This is a genomic window from Arthrobacter wenxiniae (assembly GCF_013376105.1).
Classification (GTDB): domain Bacteria; phylum Actinomycetota; class Actinomycetes; order Actinomycetales; family Micrococcaceae; genus Specibacter; species Specibacter wenxiniae.
The window spans coordinates 58,950-76,919 of sequence record NZ_JAAMFM010000010.1; the positions used below are offsets into that span (position 1 = coordinate 58,950).

Here is a 17,970-nt window from a genome sequence, read left to right on the forward strand (position 1 = left end):
CGGCGGGGCCTCCCGTTGGGTGCCCCGCCGCCGTTCGGGCCCCCAAGGGCCCCGCGCATGCCTGCCTCAGGCGCCCTGGGACGCGTAGTAGGCGTTGCGCACCTCGGCCTGGATGCGGCCGCGCTCGTGCACTTCGTAGCCGTTTTCCTTGGCCCAGCTGCGGATTTCGGCGACGTCGCTCTTCGACTTGGGCGCCGTTGCCGGTCCTCGTCCGCGAACCGCACGGCCGCCGGCGCGCCGGCCTGCGGCAATGTACTTTGCGAGGGCTTTCCGCAATTCGTCCGCATTGTGCGCCGAGAGGTCTATCTCATAGCTAATGCCGTCGAGTCCGAACGTGATGTTTTCATCGGCGGGGCTTTGGTCCAGATCGTCGACAAGCGTTACGTGAATCTTCTGTGCCATGATTAATTCTCGCCTCACATTAAATTGAACTACCGTCATTCAAAATTATGCTTGGTTAATCATCCCACGTCAAAGAATGCTGCTCACGGATTTTTTGTTGGCAACTCGCCCTTGTGCTCGGCCTCGCGCTCAGCCTGCGCCAATGCTTCGCGTTCGGAGCGGTCTGCATTGAATATGGCCTTCATGGCGAAGTAGAAAAGGACGCCGACGCCCAATGAAGGAACGATAACTGCAACGTATTCCATAACCTTGTCGCTTCTACTCTGGTTTCATCAGGGGAAAAAGGATGGCCTCGCGGATTCCCACGCCGGTAAAGAGCATGACGAGGCGGTCGACGCCCAGGCCGATCCCGCCCATGGGCGGTGCGCCGTATTCCAGGGCCCGCAGGAAGTCCTCGTCCAGCTGCATGGCCTCGGGGTCGCCGGCGGCGGCGGCCAGTGACTGCTGGGTCAGGCGTTCGCGCTGGATGACCGGGTCGATGAGCTCGGAAAAGGCCGTGCCTGTTTCCTTGCCGTCAATAACCAGGTCCCAGGCCTCGATGAGCCGGGGTTTGTCGCGGTGCGGGCGGGCCAAAGGCTGCGCGGAGGGCGGGTAATCGCAGACAAACGTCGGCTGGATGAGCGTCGGTTCCACGATTTCGCCAAACAATTCAATAACCAGCTTTTCAGCATCCCAGCCGGCTTCCACCTTTACGCCGCGGGCGGCGGCGATGGACCGCAATTCCACGGCTGTGGTTTCGGGCGTGATCTCCTGTCCCACCGCGTCACCCAGACCTTGGTAAACGGGCAGCCAGGCCCATTCGCCGTCGAGATTGATTTCGCCCCGCTCGGTCGCAATGGTGCGTGATCCGACGGCGTCGGCGGCGGCGAGGATCATTCGCTGCATGACCCTCGCCATGCTGAATTGGTCACCATAGGCCTCATACAGTTCCAGCATGGTGAATTCCGGGCTGTGGGTCGAATCGACGCCTTCATTGCGGAAAATGCGCCCCAGTTCAAACACTTTATCCATGCCGCCCACCACGGCCCGCTTTAGGTAAAGTTCAAGGGCAATGCGCAGCGTCATCGGCTGGTCAAAGGCATTGAGGTGGGTGTGGAACGGGCGGGCCGCGGCGCCGCCGTGGATGAGCTGGAGGATGGGGGTTTCCAGCTCAATGTAATCCTCGCCGTGCAGGGTGTCGCGGAGGGCCTTGACAATGGCCGAACGCTTCCGGACCTGCTCGCGCGCGGTGTCGCGGACAATCAGGTCCACATAGCGCCGGCGCACGCGCATTTCCTCGGACAGCTCCGCGTGCAGCACGGGGAGCGGGCGCAGGGCCTTGGAGGCCATCTGCCAGGAATCGGCCATGACGGAGAGCTCGCCGCGCTTGGAACTGATGATCTCCCCGTGCACAAACACGTGGTCGCCCAGGTCCACGAGGGCCTTCCAGTCGGCCAGCGCTTCCTCGCCGACGTTGGCCAGTGAGAGCATGGCCTGCAGGCGCGTTCCGGAGCCGGACTGCAGGGTGGCGAAGCACAGCTTGCCGGTGTTGCGGACAAACACCACGCGGCCGGCCACCCCGACAATTTCGCCGGTGCTGGTGTCCGCCTCCAGCGCGGGGAACTTCGCGCGGATGTCCTCGAGGGTGTGGGTGCGCCCGACGCCGACGGGGTAGGCCTGGTCGCCCCGCTCCAGCAATTTGGCGCGCTTTTCCATGCGCACGTGCATTTGCTCGGAAACGTCGCTGGGCTCGAGGGTCACGGTATTTTCTACGCTCACAATTCATTAGTTTAGTTGCTGAATCTGGATGAACCCTCCGCGCCCGGGGTGAAGAGGGTGGAAGCCGGACGGGTCCGCCTACCGCCGCTGCCCCGGCCCCGTTCCCGGGCCCGCGGTGGAGCCGCGGACCACCAGTTCGCTGCCAAGGGTCAGGGTGTGGCCGGTCGCGTCCGCCCCGCCCAGGTCCTCCCCGGCCAGCAGGCGCAGCAGCTGCCGCCCCGCTGCACGCCCCAGCTCGGTCGCGGGCAGCCGGACGGTGGTCAGTCCCGGGCTTGACGTTTCCGAGTAGGGCAGGTCGTCAAACCCGGTCACGGCCAGCCGCCCGGGCACCTCGAGCCTGGCGATCCGGGCCTCCTGGAGGACGCCGTAGGCGTGGGTGTCGGTCCCGCACACCACGGCGGTCACGCCCTTGCGCTCCCACTCCGGCCATGCTCCGGCAAACGCCTGCGCGGCCGCGGCCACGTCAATGGTGGTGCCGGCCTGCGCCGCCACGTCCATGCCGTGGATGCGGGCATGGCGGCAAAAGGCCTCCCGGCGCACGCGGAACGTCTCGGTGCCCGTGGTGCTGTCCAAGTAGGCCACGGTTGTGTGGCCCAACCCGGCCAGGTGGTCGGCCAGCATGACGGCGCCGGCGGCAACGTCAAAGTTGACCGCGGGCGCCGCGCTTTCCACTCCTGCCGTGTCAAGCAGCACCATTGGGCCGGCGGCCGGCAGCGCGGCCAGGAATTCGGCGCTCGGGGCGTCCACCAGCAGCCCGGCGGGACGCAGCGACAGCAGGTTGCGGACCACGGCCGGCGTGGGCATCCGCCCGGCCTCCGTGACGGAGAGCAGCAGCTGGAACGTGTCGCCGATCTCCCCCCGGACGCCGTCGATCACCTTGGCGAAGAAGGGGTTGGAGACATCGGGGGCCACCAGGATCACAATGTTGCTGCGCCCCCGGGCCAGCGAGCTGCCGAGGCCGTCCACGATGTAGCCCAGTTCACTGACGGCCCTGTCCACCTTGGCAATGTTGCCTGCGGAGACCCGCCCGGCGGTCTTGCCGCTCGTCACCAGGGAGACCGTGGCCGTGGAGACCCCGGCCCGTGCGGCAACCATGGCCGCCGTGACGCGGGCGGGCCGCGCGCCGTCGGAGGGGGGATTTGTGGCGGGGTGCATGAATCGATGGTAGCCGGGCAAGGCCGCATAACCGGGCCCGGCGCTGCGTCAAGCGCTGGGCGGGCAGTACGTTAAGCGCTTGACGTGATTCGGCGCGGGGTGTCACACTGGATTTTTGGAAGACCCGGACGGCCCGGGATCCCCGTGGAACACACCAAGACCTGCCGCCCCAAAGACGTGGAGAGAAATTGAACGCGAAGCTGCCCCCAACGACCACAGGCGCCCCGGCCCGCAAGATCATCCTGGACTGCGACCCCGGCCACGACGATGCCGTGGCGCTGCTGCTGGCCCACGGCAACCCCGGCATCGACCTGCTGGCGGTGACCACCGTGGTGGGCAACCAGACCCTGGAAAAGGTCACCCGCAACGCCCTGACCGTGGGCACCATCGCCGGCATCACGGGCGTCCCGTTCGCCGCCGGCTGCGACCGCCCCCTGGTGCGGAACATTGAAACAGCCCCCGGCATCCACGGCGACAGCGGCATGGACGGCCCGGAGCAGCCCGAGTCCACGATCGAGCTCGACCCGCGCCACGCCGTCGACCTCATCATTGAAACCATCATGGCCCACGAGCCGGGCACCGTGACCCTGGTGCCCACGGCCGGACTGACCAACATTGCCATGGCGGCGCGCAAGGAGCCGCGCATCGTGGAGCGCGTGCAGGAAGTTGTCCTCATGGGCGGCGGCTGCCACGTGGGCAACTGGAGCGCCGTGGCCGAATTCAACATCATCATCGACCCCGAGGCCGCGCACATTGTCTTCAACGCCGGCTGGCCCGTGGTCATGGTGGGCCTGGACCTCACGCACCAGGCGCTCGCCACCCCCGAAGTTGTGGCCCGGATCGAGGCCGTGGGCACCAAGCCCGCAAAGTTTGTCATGGAGCTGATGGAGTTCTTCACCAAGACGTACAAGGACGCCCAGGGCTTTGACCACCCGCCGGTCCATGACCCCTGCGCCGTCGCCTACGTGATCGACCCCACCGTCATGACCACCCGCAAGGTGCCCGTGGACATTGAGCTGACAGGCACCCTGACGCTCGGCATGACCGTGGCCGACTTCCGTGCCCCGGCCCCGGCGGACTGCAAGACCTCCGTGGCCGTGGACCTGGACCACGGCAAATTCTGGAACCTGGTCACCGAAGCCCTGGTGCGCATTGGCGAGGTGGACGCATGAGCCCGGCAACCGCCATGGCCGGCATCCGCAAGGGCTCCGGCAACGTCACTGCACTGATGGCGGCGCTGCTGACCGCCTGCGTCGCCTTTCAGCTCAACGCATCCATGCTCAGCCCCGCCCTGGTCACCATGGGCGAGGAACTGCACACCAACCAGGCGGCCATCGGCCTGTCCCAGACCTGGTTCTTCACCGCCGCCGCCGTGTTCTCCCTGTTTCTGCCGCGCCTCAGCGACATCATCGGCCGCAGGAAGGTGCTCATCGGCATGATGGCCCTGATGGGGATCGGCTCAGTGGTCTCGGCCATGGCCCCGGACATCACCTGGCTGTTTGTCGGCCGCATCATCCAGGGCGTGTCCGGGCCCACGGTTCCGCTGTGCCTGATCATGCTGCGCTCCGCCGTCAAGGAGCCGAAGAAATACGGCGCCCTCATGGGCCTGATCACCGCGGTCAACGGCGGCATCGCCGGCATCGACTCGTTTGTGGGCGGTTACTTCGCCGAGCATTTCGGCTTCCGCAGCATCTTCTGGCTCATGGTGGCCATCGCCACCGTCGCCACGCTCCTGCTGTTCGTGCTGGCCGGGGAAAGCAAGCCCGGCGAGGGCACCAAAATGGACTGGCTGGGCGTGTCCTGCATCGTCATCGCCGTCGGCGCGCTGCTCACCGCCCTCAACGAGGCCACGAAACTGGTGGGCGGCGTCACCGCCGGCCCGCTCCTGGCCTCACTTGCCCTGGCCGCCGTGGCGGTGGCCGCGTTCATGGCGTTTTGGGCCGTGGAAAAGCGGTCGCGGCAGCCCATGGTGGAAATCGCGCACCTGCGCCAGCGCTCCACCTGGGCTCCCCTGCTGACCACCACGTTGACCATGACCGGCATCTTCGCCGTCATCAACGGCATTGTGCCCGCCTACGTCCAGGCGGCCGATCCCGGCTTCAACATCGGCGCCACCGAGATGAGCCTGATCATCCTGACCCCGTACGCCCTGCTCGGCTGGGTGTTCGGGCCCATCACCGGCCGCCTGGCACCCGTGCTCGGCTACACAAAGATGCTGCGGATCGGCCTGGCGGGCAGCGCGGCGGCCCTGGCCGTCATCGGCTTCCTGGGCCTGCACAGCCTGCCGCTCATGATCGCCGGCACGGTCTTGCTGGGCATCATGTACGCCGGTACGGTGAACATCATGCTCAACGGACTTGGCGTGGTGCTCTCCCCCGCAGGAAACCCCGGCTTCCTGCCCGGCATGAACGCCGGCGCCTTCAACCTTGGCGCCGGCCTGAGCTTCCTGGTCCTGCCGGCCATCCTGGTCGCCACGGCGCCGCTGGGCGGACATGGCTCCTACCTGACCGTCGTCGTGGTGGCCCTCGCGATCACCATGGCCGCCTTCGCCGCCTCCCTGCTGGTGCCCCAGCCCGTCGACGCGGAGGTCGCCGAGTGACCGACTCCAGGATCGTGGTGGCGGGATCGCTCAACGCCGACCTCACCATCTACTGCGAACGCCTGCCCCTGCCCGGCGAGACCCTGCACGGCAGCGGCTTCGCCGTGAACCCCGGCGGCAAGGGCGCCAACCAGGCCGTGGCCGCCAGCCGGCTGGGCGGGCGCGTCACGCTGGTCGGCGCCGTGGGCCGGGACGCCAACGGAGAGATGCTGGTGGCTTCCACCGCGGGCGCCGGCGTGGACGTCAGCCATGTCCGCAGGGTCGCGGAGCCCACGGGGGTGGCAGTCATTTCCGTGGAGGACAGCGGCGAGAACAGCATCATCATCTCCGCCGGCGCCAACGGCACGCTGTCCCCCGACGCGATGGACCCTGCCCTGTTCGACGGCGCCGGCGTCGTCTGCCTGTGCCTGGAGGTCCCGCTGGGGACCGTCCGGGCCGCCGCCCAGGCCGGCCACGACGCCGGGGCAACCGTTCTCCTGAACCTCTCGCCCTACGCCCCGGTTGGGGCCGCGCTGGCGCACCTCACGGACGTCCTGCTGGTCAATGCGCACGAGGCCTCCCAGTTTCTGGGCGGGCTGGACATGCCGCCGGCGGACGCCCCGGTCGCGGACTGGCTCGCCGCCGCCGGGGCCTTTGCCGGCCGCGGCCTGGCCAGGGTCCTGGTGACACTGGGCGCGGCCGGTTCCGTGGTGCTGGATGCGGCCAACACGGCCGAGCCGGTGGTGCGCATTGCCCCGACAAAGGTGGTCGCCGTGGACACCACCGGTGCCGGCGACGCCTTCACCGGGGCCGTCGCGGCCCGCCTCGCGGCCGGCGACTCCCTGGCGGCGGCGGCCCGCTACGCCTCGGTGGCGGCCGCGCTGGCCGCCACCCGGAAGGGCACGCAGGCCGCCTACCCGTCAGCCGCGGAAGTGGCCACCGCGACCCCGGATGACGAAACGGACATTTGAGGCCGATATCGACCTCAAATGTCCGTTTCGTCATCCTGCGTGGGCCCATCGCGCCCCGCTACCCGAGCGTGACGTTGTCGATGAGGCGGACCGGGCCCACCCGCGCGGCGATGAGCGCCAGCGCCTGGCCGGTGAAGGGCGTGTCCTGGCAGTTTTCAGCCCGGGCCGCCAGGGTCCCAGGGTCCACCACCTCGAGGTAGTCGAGTTCCACGCCGGGCGTCATGTGGACCAGTTCCTCGGCGGAGGGGATGTCCAGGGGCTCGTGCGCGTCGGCACGGCGGCGCAGCAGCCGCAGGGCGCGGGAGAGGACCAGGGCGGCATCGCGCTCCCCGTCGGACAGGAAGCGGTTCCGGCTGGAGAGCGCCAGCCCGTCGCTGTCGCGCACAATGGGCACGGGCACAATGTCCACGGGGAAGTTCAGGTCCGCCACCATGCGCCGCACCAGGGCGAGCTGCTGGGCGTCCTTTTGGCCAAAATAGGCCCGGTAGGACTGCCGCCCGGCGGGATCGGCCGGCGCAAGTCCGGTGTCGGGGCGGCCCGCGTGGAGGAGCTTGGCCACCACGGTCAGGGCGCCGTCAAAGTGGCCGGGCCGCGACGCGCCCTCGTACAGCTCCCCCAGCCTTCCCGCGGTGACGCGCACGGCCGGCTCGCCGCCCGGGTACATTTCCTCGACCGGCGGGGCGAACATGATGTCCACGCCCGCGGCGTCAAGCACGGCGAGGTCCGCCTCCGTGGTCCGGGGGTACCGCTCCAGGTCCACCGGGTCGCCGAACTGCAGCGGATTGACAAACACGCTGGCCACCACGACGGCGTTCTCCGCCACGGCGGCCCTGGCCAGTTCCGCGTGGCCCCGGTGGAGCGCGCCCATGGTGGGGACCAGCCCCAGCGTCCCGCCGCCGTGGCCGGCCGGCCCCGGGGCCGCGGCCAGCAGCTGCGCGCTGAGTGCCTTCAATTCGGCGATGGTCGAAACCGTGGTGATGCCCATGTCAATCGTGTTCCTCAGTTGTGTGCGGCGGGCTGTGTGGACCTGCCCGGCTGTCCGGGCCGGGGACGGCGGGGAAGCGTCAGCCGCCCGGCCCGGTGGAGGGTCCGGCGTCGTCCGCGGTGAGGGCGGCCTGGACGCCCAGGAAGGACTCGGCGGACAGCAGGCCGCGACGGGCGGCCCGGGCCGCCGTGGCGGAAGAGAGTGCCACGTAGGCGTCGAGGATGTCCGCGGACCCGGTGTCCAGGGCGTGCTCGCGCAGGGCCTGGGTGTGGGACGCGACGGTGCCGGAGTCGCCCCTGGCCACGGGCCCCGTCAGTGCGGATTCGCCCGAGGACAGCGCGTTCTCCAGCGCGGCGCGCAGCAGCGGGCCGAGGACCTGGTTGGGTGCCTCCACGCCAATGTCGCCCAGGACCTGCGCCGCCTGCGCCACGATGGTGACCAGATGGTTCGCGGAATGGGCCAGGGCCGCGTGGTACAGGACGCGGTCGGCCTCGGCAATGACCACGGGTTCGGCGCCCATCTCCACCACCAGCGCCTGGGCGATCGGCAGCATGGCCGGCTCCGCGGTGATGCCGAAGCAGCAGTCGGCCAGGCGGGAAAGGTCCAGGCTCATGCCCGTGAACGTCATGGCCGGATGCAGCGCCAGGGCGATGGCGCCGGCGGCCTTGGCCGGCGCCAGCACGCCCGTGCCATACCGCCCGGAGGTGTGCGCCACCAGCTGCCCGGACTGCCAGGCACTGGTCTTGGCCAGGCCGGAGACCAGCCCGGGCAGGGCGTCGTCCGGCACCGCGAGCAGCACCAGTTCGGAGCGCTCCACAATGTCCGCGATCTCCAGCACCGGCACCCCGGGCAGCAACAGTTCGGCCCGTTCCAGGGAGGCCTGCGACACCGCGGACACCCCGACGACGGCGTGCCCCGCCGCGCGCAGGGCGGCCCCCAGCACGGCCCCGACCTTGCCGGCGCCGATGATTCCAATGCCAAGGCGGCCGGGCTTAATTGGCATGTTGCTGCTCCTGGGGGTCGGGGGTGGCGGACGGTGCCGTCGCCAGCCAGTGCTCGGCACTGTGGATGCGGCGGGCGGTGGCGGCGCGGGCGGCCTGGTCGTCGAAAAGGCGGCGGCCGGCGTCCAGCGCCACGTGGTGCACCACAGGCTTGATGGGTCCCGCGGTGGAGTGCAGCTCAAAGTCGACCAGGCCGAGCGCGGCCATGAGCGGCCCCTGGCGCAGGCTCAGCGACTGCGTGCGCTCGTGGGGCACCACCTCCAGGCGCCGGAAGATGACCCCGTGGCGGCACAGCAGGGCCGTGGACGTGGCCCGGTAGGCGTTGTAGCGCCAGGCGAGGGGGTCGATCCACCGCGCGGACCGCGGCGAATGGACAAATCCGTGCCGGTTGCCTGGCCCGCGCAGGCCGGCCGTGAACACGTCCACGGGGTTGTCCACGCCGGGGTCGGGGAACACGAGCGCCAGCACCGCCATGACCTCCTCAAGCGTGCCCGCCGGCAGCAGCACCGTCCGGTTGCCGTGGTCGGAGCGGTCGTCCCCGTAGCCGGCCACGTTGACGTGGACCCGGTACCAGCCGAAGGGCCGCCAGACGGGGCCCTGGCTGATGCCCACGGCCTGGACGCGGCCCGGCGGGATGGTTTGCGCACGGGTCTCGAGCATGCCGTAGTGGAGGCGGACGCCGTCGGGCGAGAGCGCCACGCGGAAGTTGTAGTCGCCTGTGATGGCCTTCCAGTAGGACGCGCCCACGCCGATGAAGACGGGGACGAAGCCTATGAACACGCCGATTTCCCCGCTCCAGGCCGTCAGGGCGACGGCGCCGGACAGGACCAGCAGGGCAACGATGCTCAGGCTGCTGAACACCGTGGCGCCGATGATGCGCCCGGGGGACAGCGCCAGCACGTGCTGTTCGGGCGCCTCGGTGACCTGGTCCGGCGCGTCCGGATCCACCGCCACGCCGGCGGCCCGGGCCAGGATGGCGGCGCGCAGGCGCTTGGCCTCGTCCAGCTTGAGGAAGGAGAGCCTGAACGCCGACTTCCCGCCGTCTGCCACGTCAAATTTCAGCTCCGCCAGCCCAAACGCGCGGGCCACCAGCGGCTGGACCACGTCGATGGACTGGACCCTGTCGATCCGGGCGCGGCGCTGCTGGCGGAAGATGATGCCGGAGTTGATGTGGACGTGCTCGTCCGTCACCTGGTAGCGGGTGAAGCGCCAGGACAGGAAGAAGCCGGTCCCGAAAACGACGATGGCCGCGCCCACCACCGCCGCGATGACCGCCGGGGGTGCGCCGGCGGAAATGCCCCGCCCGTCCGGCCGGCCCGTGAACAGCGAGTCGAGGGCGTTGCGGCCAAAGATGAACAGCACGGCGGCCACGGCCACCCAGCCGCGCACCAGGGGTGAGACGGGGTGGACGCGGTGCCAGGAATCGGCACTGTCGGTGTGGAAGGCGCCGCCGGTAAAGGCCGCGCTCACAGCCCGGCCAGTTTCGCCTCGCCGCGGGCGGAGAGCTGCTCGCGGAGCCGGGCGGCCTCGGCCGCCGGCACGCCACAAAGGACGGCGTTGGTTCCGGGGGACGCCGTGTGAAGGTGGACGCTGCTCAGCCCCAGCATCCGCTCCAGCGGCCCCATGGTGACGTCGACGTACTGCATGCGCCCGTACGGAACCACCATGACCCGGTGGAACATGATGCCGTGGCGGACCAGCAGGTCGTCGTTGCGTTCGGCATAGCCGATGGCACGCACCTGGCGGGGCACCAGGGCCAGCACCCACAGCACGGTCGCGAGGACGGCGGACGGCAGCGCCCAGGCCAGCCAGGCCGGATAGCCGCCCCAGACGCCGGCAAGCCTGAGCACCAGCGGCAGCGAGGCGGCGGCCAGAAAGACGAGCCCGCCCAGGCCGCGCTCAATGAGGCGGAGGGTGGTGAGCCTGTCCGAGACACGCCGGAACGGCACGCCCTCGGGGTCGATGGCGCTGGCGTGGGCGGGCGGGACCGGGACCGGCGGGGCGCCGGGCGGGACGGGTGTGGCCGGGCTGGATTGGCTAGGCAAATTCTTCCTCCCCGCGGCCTTCGCGCTTTGGCCGCGGCGTGCTGCCGGCGTCGGTGTCTTCGGGCGGCAGCTTGCAGAAGCGTTCCACCACCAGGCCGACCACCATCATGACGATGCCCCCGCCGCCCAGGGCGGCGATGTTCCAGATGGGGCCCAGGTCCCCGCGCAGGGGGATCGTGTCCAGCTGGTCCACCAGGATGCCCAGGTGCCAGCCCAGCAGCACGGCCCCGGCGTAGGCGCAGGCCTGGGCCAGGACCAGGGTGCGGGCGGCCACCAGGGGGTCCAGGACGCGGTCGCGATGCCCGTCGCGCCAGTGGCGGACCTTGAACCCCAGGATCAGGCAGACCACCACGATCAGGCCCATGGTGGCCAGTGAGCTGAAGGGCAGCACGGGAAGTGGCAGGCTGGCCCGCGAGGTGAGCTCCGCGGCGGTCCACCCCGCCACGCCCAGGACGACTGTTGCCACAACAAGCCATGCAGGCCGGATGGTCCGCATCGTGCTCCTCATTTTCCCTCACCCGATCCTTGCGTTCCGTGTGCTACCTCAACCGTACAGTTTAATTGCCACGGCGGGGCAGGCCGGGGCCCTGCCGGTTTAGGCCGGGAGGCCGTCGCCGCCCAGTGGCTCCAGTTCGGCGTGCCCGATGCCGGGCATGTCCGCGGCCGCGACGGCCAGTTCCGCCACGGGACGCCCGTCCAGCGTTGCGTTCGGGTCCATGAGTGCCCAGGGGTAGAGCACGAAGGCCCGTTCCGCGGCGCGCGGGTGGGGCAGCGTCAGGGCCGGGTCCTGGCTGCGCATGTCCCCGTAGCTGATGATGTCGATGTCCAGCGTGCGCGCCCCCCAGCGCACCTTCCGTTCCCGGTGGTGCGCCCGTTCCACTGCCTGGCAGTGCGCCAGCAGTTCGAGCGGGTCGAGGGTGGTGTCCACGGCGATGACCATGTTCAGGAAGTCCGGCTGCCCCTCGGGGCCCCCCACGGGCTTGGTGGACACCACGGGGGACACGTCGACCAGGCGCACCTCGGGGCGGTCAACCAGGTCGCCGACGGCGGCCGAGAGTGTGCCGCGGCGCTCGCCCAGGTTGCTTCCCAGGGCCAGGATGGCCCGGGTCAGGGCCCGGGCGGGCGTCACGTCCGGCTCCGGAAGACGTTGATTTCCACGTCGCCGAAAGGGACCTGGATGGGCGCCTTGGGCTTGTGGACCCTTACTTCCACGGCGCTGATGACCGGGAAGCCCGCCAGGATCGCCTCGGCGGTGCGCACGGCCAGCGTCTCGATCAGGTCGAACGACTTGCCGCGGATCAGTCCGGCGATGGTCTCCGCCACGGCGCCGTAGTCCGCGGTCTTGGCGAGGTCGTCCGTGGCCGCGGCGGCGCTGACGTCGGTGTGCAGGACGGCGTCCACCACAAACGGCTGACCGTCACGCTTTTCATGCCCAAACACGCCATGGTAGCCAATGGCGGTGATGCCCGTCAGGGTGATGGTGTCCGGCCGGTTCAAAGCGCGGCCCGTGCGGGTTCGGCCCGTGCGGCGCCGGCCTTCTCCAGCTCGGCACGGCGGGCCTCGCGGTTCCGCCTGCCCACCAGCATCCGGGCGGCGACCTTCGCGGCGTCAACGCTTGCGCCGACGTCGTGCACGCGGACGCCCCAGATGCCCTGGGCGGCGGCCAGGGCGGTGGTGGCGGACGTCGCGTCGTCGCGCTCCTTGGGCGCGGCCGCCTTGCCGGCCGTGGTCAGCAGGGAACCGAGGAAGCGCTTGCGGGAGGTGCCCACCAGGACCCTGTTGCCCAGTTCGGCCACGCGGTGCAGGTTGGCCAGCAGCTCCCAGTTCTGCTCGGCGTTCTTGGAGAAGCCGATCCCGGGGTCCACGATGAGCTTGTCGGCCTTGACGCCGGCTGCGTAGAACCGTTCGCGGACCTCGGCGAGCTCGCGCACCACGTCCTCGACGACGTCGTCGTACTGGGTCAGCGCGTCCATGTGGCGGGAGTCGCCGCGGCTGTGCATGAGCACGTAGGGGACCTGGCGTTCGGCGATCAGGGCGATCATGTCCGGGTGGACGTGGGTGCCGGAGACGTCGTTGATCAGCCCGGCACCGGCGTCGATGGCAAGGGCCGCGGTGGAGGCGTGGCGGGTGTCGACACTGACCAGGGCGCCGGCCTTGGCGAGGGCCTCGATGACAGGCATGATGCGCCGCTGTTCCTCGGCCTCATCCACGTCCTCCGCGCCGGGGCGCGTGGACTCGCCCCCGACGTCGATGATGTCCGCGCCGCCGTAGAACATGCGCAGGCCGTGCGAGATGGCAGTGTCGAGGGAGTTGTAGTCCCCGCCGTCGCTGAAGGAATCCGGGGTGCAGTTGAGGATGCCCATGACCACGGTGCGGTCGGAGGGCAGGCGGTCAAACGTCGCCACGGAGGTGCGCGCGCGCAGGACGGGCAGCGGCGAGGTGGCCGGGCCCGTCCCGGGGGCGGCTGCGAGGGAATCCATAGGGTGTTACCTTCCGAGAATCAGGCTCATGGCCTCGGCCCGGGTTGCGGGCTCGTGGAGCAGGCCGCGGACCGCGCTGGTGACGGTCTTGGCCCCTGGCTTGCGCACGCCCCTCATGGACATGCACATGTGTTCACATTCGATGACGACGATGGCGCCGCGCGGCTTGAGGTGCTCCACCAGCGAGTCTGCGATCTGGCTGGTGAGGCGCTCCTGGACCTGGGGGCGCTTGGCATAGATGTCCACCAGCCGGGCCAGCTTGCTCAGCCCGGTCACGCGCCCGTCCGACGACGGGATGTAGCCGACGTGGGCGCTGCCGTGGAACGGCACCAGGTGGTGCTCGCAGGTCGAGTAGAAGGGGATGTCCTTCACCAGGACCATTTCCTCGTGGGAGATGTCGAAGGTGGTGCCCAGGACGTCGCCCGGGTTTTGGTGGAGGCCGGCAAACACTTCGGCGTAGGCCTTGGCCACCCGCCTGGGCGTTTCTGCCAGGCCGCTGCGGTCCGGGTCCTCGCCCACGGCCAGCAGGATTTCCCGGACCGCCGCCTCAATGCGCGGCAGGTCCATGTGCCCTCCGTGGCCGTCGGAAGGTGCTCCCGCCGCGGCGCCCAGGGTGCCGGGCGCTACGTAGTCGGGTTCGTCGTCGAAAGTGGTCACGGGTGAGATCTTATCCGCAATCAGCGGCGGCCGGGGAGCTGTTCGCCGCCGCCCTGGCCCAGGTCGATGCCCGGGGAGCGGCCCGGAGCGTCCACGTCACCCTGCAAGTGGGCGCCGGCCAGCTGTTCCTGCGGGGACAGGGAGTCAGGCAGCGGCTCCCCCGCGGCCAAGGCGTCCCGGCGCTCCTTGTCCGTGATCACGGGGGGCACGTCGGAGACCGGGCGGGTGGCCTTGGACAGCCACACCTCGCGCTGGGCGGGGCGGCGGAGGTCGGAGAAGATCGCGGCGATTTCCGCCTGGTTCAGCGTCTCGCGTTCCAGCAGTTCCAGGGCCAGGCGGTCCAGGACGTCGCGGTTTTCAATAAGGACCGCATAGGCGTCGTCGTGGGCCTGGTCGATGAGCTTGCGGACCTCGGCATCAACGATCGCGGCGACCGACTCGGAGTAGTCGCGGTCGTGGCCGGCGCTGGCGCCCAGGAAAGGCTCGCCCCCGCCGGTGCCCAGCTTTACCGCGCCAACACGCTCGCTCATGCCGTACTGGGTGACCATGGCACGGGCGGTGCCGGTGGCCTTCTCGATGTCGTTGGAGGCGCCGGTGGAGGGGTCGTGGAAGACGATTTCCTCCGCCACGCGCCCGCCCATGGCGTAGGCCATGTTGTCCAGCAGCTCGTTGCGGGTAACCGAATACTTGTCGTCCTCCGGGACCACCATGGTGTAGCCCAGGGCGCGGCCGCGGGGCAGGATGGTGATTTTGGTTACAGGGGCCGTGTTGTGCATGGCCGCCGCCACCAGGGCGTGCCCGCCTTCGTGGTAGGCGGTGATCTTGCGCTCCAGCTCCTTCATGACGCGCGTGCGCTTCTGCGGCCCGGCCATGACGCGGTCGATCGACTCGTCCAGGGCCCGGTCGTCGATGAGCTGGGCGTTGGAGCGGGCCGTCAGGAGGGCCGCCTCGTTCAGGACGTTGGCCAGGTCCGCGCCGGTGTAACCTGGCGTCTTTTTTGCCACAGCGTTAAGGTCGACGCCGGGCGCCATGGGCTTGCCCTTGGCGTGGACCTTCAGGATCTGCTCACGGCCCAGGCGGTCCGGGGCGTCGACGGAGATCTGCCGGTCGAAGCGTCCCGGGCGCAGCAGGGCAGGGTCCAGGACATCGGGGCGGTTCGTGGCGGCGATGAGGATGACGTTGGTCTTCACGTCAAAGCCGTCCATTTCCACGAGCAGCTGGTTGAGGGTCTGCTCACGTTCGTCGTTGCCGCCGCCAATGCCGGCCCCGCGGTGGCGGCCAACGGCGTCGATCTCGTCAACAAAGATGATGGCCGGGGAGTTGGTCTTCGCCTGCTCAAAGAGGTCGCGGACACGGGAGGCGCCCACGCCGACGAACATTTCAACAAAGTCCGAGCCCGAGATCGAATAAAACGGCACCCCGGACTCACCGGCCACGGCGCGCGCCAGCAGGGTCTTGCCCGTCCCGGGAGGGCCGTACAGCAGCACGCCCTTGGGGATCTTGGCGCCCACTGCGGCAAACTTGCCCGGATCCTGCAGGAATTCCTTGATTTCGTGAAGTTCCTCCACGGCCTCGTCGGCACCGGCCACGTCGTTGAACGTGACCTGCGGGTGGTCCTTGGTGATGAGCTTGGCCTTGGACTTGCCGAACTGCATGACCTTGGAGCCGCCGCCCTGCATGCGGGCGAACAGGAACCAGAAGATCAGCCCGATGAGGACCATCGGGATGAGCAGCGAGAGGATGCTGGACCAGAAGTTGTTCGACGCCGGCTGGTCGTCAAAGGACTTCAGCCCCGCGTTGTCGATGGCGGCCACCAGCGTCGGGGCCCGGTAGGCGCCGAAGTAGAACTGCACGTCCTTGCCGGCCTTGGTGCCGTCCGCGGTGGTGTAGTCGTTCTTGAGCACCATGTCCACACGGCCCTCGGAGCCAAAGACCTTGGCGGAGACCACCTGATCGTTCTTGAGCAGGGTCAGCGCCTCGGAGGTGTCGATCTTGCTCTGTCCGCCCCCGGTCAACGTGGCCAGGGCGGCGCCGATGAGCACCACCACCACAATGATCCAGATGAATGGACCCTTGAAGAGTTTCTTGACGTTCATGTGTTCTGAGGCTGCGCCCCGTCCCTCCCGCTCAACCAATGTGTGTAAAGACTTTCAAGCACAGCCGCATTCCCGCGCTACAAGCTTTACACCGTTCGTATGTCAACACGCACGGGAGCGCTTAATAGTTCCCTCTGGGCATAAAGAAGTGCGGCGGGGGCACGGAAAGGGGAATTACTCGTAAATGTGCGGGGCCAGGGTGCCGATGAAGTCCAGGTTGCGGTACTTCTCGGCGAAGTCCAGGCCGTAGCCCACCACAAATTCGCTGGGGATCTCGTAGCCGACGTACTTGACGTCGATCTCCACCTTGGCGGCCTCGGGCTTGCGCAGCAGCGTGCAGATTTCCACCGTGGCCGGGCCGCGGGAGATCAGGTTGGCCTTGAGCCAGGACAGCGTCAGGCCGGAGTCGATGATGTCCTCCACGATCAGCACGTGCTTGCCCATGAGGTCCGTTTCCAGGTCCTTGAGGATGCGGACCACGCCGGAGGACTGCGTGCCGGAGCCGTAGGAGGACACCGCCATCCAGTCCATGGTCACGTGGCTGTGGAGGGCGCGGGAGAGGTCGGCCATGACCATGACGGCTCCCTTGAGCACCCCCACCAGCAGGACGTCCCGGCCCTCGTAGTCCGCATCGATCTGTGCGGCCAGTTCGGCAACGCGGCTTTGGATTTGTTCCTTGGTGTAAAGAACGTGTTTGAGATCGGCTTGGACGTCGTGTGAATCCACCAATGGCTCCTGATTGTGAAGGGCTGTGTGACTGGTACGTGCTGCGGCAACGCTCATGCCGTGCGTCTAAAGACTAGCTTCCCATAGCCGCGGCCCTCGTGGGGAACGGCAACGCTGCGGGAGGTGCGCCAGGCGCTGACCTTCCCGGCCAGCTGGACCGGCCCCGCGGAGCCCCTGCGCTCCAGCAGTGTCTCCGCGGCACCGAGACGCTCCTGGCTGGGCTGGCAGCCCCCCAGCACGACGACGGCCCTCGCCAACACCCGCGTCCTCAGGGCCGGGGGCAGTCCCCTGAGCTCGTCCTCGGGCAGGGTGACCTCCGCCGGCCCGTCCCCGGCGTCCGGCCCGAGCTGCGCAATGCGCGCGAATTCCTGCCCGGCAAGCCCGTCCAGGAAGTCGGCGTCGTGGCCGAGGATGCCTGCCGTGCGGGCCAGCGACTCGGTGACGCCCGGGCCCAGCTCGGCGGCCAGGAACGGCAGCACGTTGTGCCGCACCCGCACGCGCAGGTATGCCTCGTCGGAGTTGGCCGGATCGTGCCAGGGCTGAAGTTCAAGGGCCTGGCAGACGGCCAGCGTTTCGGCGCGGCGCAGCTTCAGGAACGGCCGGGCATACAGGCCGCGGCGTTCGCGCATGCCGGCCAGCGAGCGGGTGCCGGAGCCGCGGGCCAGGCCCAGCAGCACCGATTCGGCCTGGTCGTCCATGGTGTGGCCCAGCAGCACCGTTTCCGCGCCCAGCTCCCGGGCCGCAGCGTCGAGCGCGGCGAAGCGGGCGGCGCGGGCTGCAGCCTCGGGGCCGCCGCCGTCGTGCTCCACGTCCACGGTGCGCACCTGGACTGGGTCGAGCCCCAAGCCGCGCAGTTGCTCCGCCGTCCGGGCGGCAACGCCCGCGCTTCCCGGCAGCATCTGGTGGTCCACCACCACGGCGCCCACCCGGACCTCCCCCCGGGTGGCGAAGAAGGCGGCCACCGCGGCCAGGGCCAGCGAGTCGGGGCCGCCGCTGCAGCCCACCAGCACCAGCGGCGGGTTCTCCACGGGGCGGTGCTTGCCGGTGGTGGACAAGCCCAGCAGGCCGCCGACCATGGTGCGGGCCTTGCCCACGGTGGGGTCCAGGCGCCGCCGC

General features: G+C 69.3%; 19 protein-coding genes. 3 read left to right on the plus strand and 16 right to left on the minus strand.

Annotation, left to right across the window (positions count from 1 at the left end; translation table 11 throughout):
- Positions 1-66: 66 nt before the first annotated feature.
- The 4 genes from G6034_RS08805 to G6034_RS08820 all read right to left on the minus strand — a co-directional run bounded on the left by G6034_RS08805 (position 67) and on the right by G6034_RS08820 (position 3,315).
- Positions 67-402: a histone-like nucleoid-structuring protein Lsr2 gene (locus tag G6034_RS08805; protein ID WP_176634734.1), complete on the minus strand. Its 336-nt coding sequence runs from the start codon at positions 400-402 to the stop codon at positions 67-69.
- Between the two features lie 83 nt (positions 403-485).
- Complete coding sequence (locus G6034_RS08810; RefSeq protein WP_176634735.1) at positions 486-647, minus strand: hypothetical protein; 162 nt, start codon at positions 645-647, stop codon at positions 486-488.
- Positions 648-660: 13 nt separating this feature from the next.
- On the minus strand, positions 661-2,109 hold the full coding sequence (gene lysS / locus G6034_RS08815) for a lysine--tRNA ligase (protein WP_176634788.1): 1,449 nt from the start codon (positions 2,107-2,109) through the stop codon (positions 661-663).
- Positions 2,110-2,238: 129 nt separating this feature from the next.
- Positions 2,239-3,315: a LacI family DNA-binding transcriptional regulator gene (locus tag G6034_RS08820; protein ID WP_246295502.1), complete on the minus strand. Its 1,077-nt coding sequence runs from the start codon at positions 3,313-3,315 to the stop codon at positions 2,239-2,241.
- A gap of 188 nt (positions 3,316-3,503) precedes the next feature.
- Between G6034_RS08820 and uriH the strand changes: the two genes are divergently transcribed.
- Genes uriH through G6034_RS08835 form a run of 3 tightly spaced genes read left to right on the plus strand, consistent with a single transcriptional unit; the run spans position 3,504 to position 6,864 of the window.
- The gene (uriH, locus tag G6034_RS08825) at positions 3,504-4,487 is read left to right on the plus strand and encodes a uridine-preferring nucleoside hydrolase UriH (protein WP_246295506.1); all 984 of its coding nucleotides are present in this window, start codon (positions 3,504-3,506) and stop codon (positions 4,485-4,487) included.
- The gene (uriT, locus tag G6034_RS08830; RefSeq protein WP_246295508.1) at positions 4,484-5,914 is read left to right on the plus strand and encodes a uridine transporter UriT; all 1,431 of its coding nucleotides are present in this window, start codon (positions 4,484-4,486) and stop codon (positions 5,912-5,914) included. The genes uriH and uriT overlap by 4 nt, the downstream gene beginning before the upstream one ends.
- Entirely contained in the window at positions 5,911-6,864 is a 954-nt protein-coding gene (locus tag G6034_RS08835; RefSeq protein ID WP_176634736.1) for a PfkB family carbohydrate kinase, read from the plus strand. The genes uriT and G6034_RS08835 overlap by 4 nt, the downstream gene beginning before the upstream one ends.
- A gap of 58 nt (positions 6,865-6,922) precedes the next feature.
- Here G6034_RS08835 and panC read toward each other — a convergent pair whose 3' ends face one another.
- The 12 genes from panC to tilS all read right to left on the minus strand — a co-directional run bounded on the left by panC (position 6,923) and on the right by tilS (position 17,930).
- Positions 6,923-7,849: a pantoate--beta-alanine ligase gene (gene panC, locus G6034_RS08840; protein WP_176634737.1), complete on the minus strand. Its 927-nt coding sequence runs from the start codon at positions 7,847-7,849 to the stop codon at positions 6,923-6,925.
- A 79-nt stretch (positions 7,850-7,928) separates the two neighbouring features.
- The gene (locus G6034_RS08845) at positions 7,929-8,852 is read right to left on the minus strand and encodes a Rossmann-like and DUF2520 domain-containing protein (RefSeq protein ID WP_176634738.1); all 924 of its coding nucleotides are present in this window, start codon (positions 8,850-8,852) and stop codon (positions 7,929-7,931) included.
- On the minus strand, positions 8,842-10,320 hold the full coding sequence (locus G6034_RS08850) for a PH domain-containing protein (RefSeq protein WP_176634739.1): 1,479 nt from the start codon (positions 10,318-10,320) through the stop codon (positions 8,842-8,844). The genes G6034_RS08845 and G6034_RS08850 overlap by 11 nt, the downstream gene beginning before the upstream one ends.
- Positions 10,317-10,814, minus strand: a complete 498-nt coding sequence (locus tag G6034_RS08855; RefSeq protein WP_343038001.1) for a PH domain-containing protein — start codon at positions 10,812-10,814, stop codon at positions 10,317-10,319. Before G6034_RS08855 ends, G6034_RS08850 begins: the two co-directional genes overlap by 4 nt.
- A gap of 73 nt (positions 10,815-10,887) precedes the next feature.
- Positions 10,888-11,391, minus strand: coding sequence for a DUF3180 domain-containing protein (locus G6034_RS08860; protein ID WP_176634792.1), 504 nt, complete (start codon positions 11,389-11,391; stop codon positions 10,888-10,890).
- A gap of 99 nt (positions 11,392-11,490) precedes the next feature.
- Entirely contained in the window at positions 11,491-12,024 is a 534-nt protein-coding gene (gene folK, locus G6034_RS08865; protein ID WP_176634741.1) for a 2-amino-4-hydroxy-6-hydroxymethyldihydropteridine diphosphokinase, read from the minus strand.
- Positions 12,021-12,392 carry a dihydroneopterin aldolase gene (gene folB, locus G6034_RS08870; protein WP_176634742.1) on the minus strand — a complete coding sequence of 124 codons (372 nt, stop codon included), beginning with the start codon at positions 12,390-12,392 and terminating at the stop codon, positions 12,021-12,023. The genes folK and folB overlap by 4 nt, the downstream gene beginning before the upstream one ends.
- The gene (folP, locus tag G6034_RS08875) at positions 12,389-13,375 is read right to left on the minus strand and encodes a dihydropteroate synthase (RefSeq protein WP_176634743.1); all 987 of its coding nucleotides are present in this window, start codon (positions 13,373-13,375) and stop codon (positions 12,389-12,391) included. Before folP ends, folB begins: the two co-directional genes overlap by 4 nt.
- 6 nt (positions 13,376-13,381) lie before the next feature.
- Entirely contained in the window at positions 13,382-13,942 is a 561-nt protein-coding gene (gene folE / locus G6034_RS08880) for a GTP cyclohydrolase I FolE (RefSeq protein ID WP_176634793.1), read from the minus strand.
- Between the two features lie 110 nt (positions 13,943-14,052).
- Positions 14,053-16,128, minus strand: coding sequence for an ATP-dependent zinc metalloprotease FtsH (gene ftsH, locus G6034_RS08885; RefSeq protein ID WP_176634744.1), 2,076 nt, complete (start codon positions 16,126-16,128; stop codon positions 14,053-14,055).
- A gap of 174 nt (positions 16,129-16,302) precedes the next feature.
- Positions 16,303-16,854, minus strand: coding sequence for a hypoxanthine phosphoribosyltransferase (gene hpt / locus G6034_RS08890; RefSeq protein ID WP_176634745.1), 552 nt, complete (start codon positions 16,852-16,854; stop codon positions 16,303-16,305).
- A gap of 53 nt (positions 16,855-16,907) precedes the next feature.
- On the minus strand, positions 16,908-17,930 hold the full coding sequence (tilS, locus tag G6034_RS08895; protein WP_176634794.1) for a tRNA lysidine(34) synthetase TilS: 1,023 nt from the start codon (positions 17,928-17,930) through the stop codon (positions 16,908-16,910).
- Between the last annotated feature and the right edge of the window lie 40 nt (positions 17,931-17,970).